The organism is Bradyrhizobium sp. 142 (assembly GCF_023074015.1).
Taxonomy (GTDB): Bacteria; Pseudomonadota; Alphaproteobacteria; order Rhizobiales; family Xanthobacteraceae; genus Bradyrhizobium.
In genome coordinates this window covers 1-677 of the sequence record NZ_JADPKQ010000462.1, presented here as the reverse complement: position 1 = coordinate 677, position 677 = coordinate 1, and the positions used below count along the sequence as shown (strand labels likewise).

Below are 677 nucleotides of genomic sequence, written 5' to 3'. Positions count from 1 at the left end.
CGGATGTCCGGCTTGAAGTTGCATTGCGCGGGTCTTGTTGGCCACCAGGGCTGGGCGCGCCCACAGGTAATCTTCGCCCTTCGTCAACAAATGCCAGCAGAGCACAGTGAGCTTGCGAGCCACGGCCACCGCGGCGATCTGATGGCCGCGCCGGGCGCGGATGCGGACGAAAAAAGCATGCAGTGGACCGGGCGCCTTGGCCGCTGCCCAGGCCGCCTCGACCAGCATGGCGCGCGCGTGACTGCGGCCGATTTTGCTGATGCGACCGTGATGGGCAGCTCCCAGTCCCGACTGCCGCACCCGCGGGTTCAGCCCGAAATAGCTCACCAGCTTCTGGGGGCTGTTGAACCGGCCGATGTCGCCGATCGCCGCCACGATCCCGGCGGCGACCGCCAGATTGACGCCGGTGATTGTCATCAATCTATTGACCGCGGGATCGTCCATGGCGTCCTGCGCAATTTCGCGGTCGAGCAGGGCCAGGTCTTCCGCCAACCGGTCAAGTTCACGGACGTGCCGATCGATCGCTGCGCGTTCATCGTCCGGCAACTGTTGAGCGGCCAACCACGCCCGGCCGCGGGCGTTGAAAAGATCGGCATGCGGGCACTTCGGGATCAGGTGCGCGTGCAGGATTGAATGCACCTCGTTCTTGAGCCGCGTGCGATGTCGCACGACCTGGT

At 65.3% G+C, this 677-nt stretch carries 1 protein-coding gene; it reads right to left on the bottom strand.

Going from position 1 to position 677, the window contains the following annotated elements:
• The coding region (locus IVA82_RS49270; protein WP_247493251.1) for an IS110 family transposase at positions 1 to 677 on the bottom strand (677 nt) is incomplete at both ends.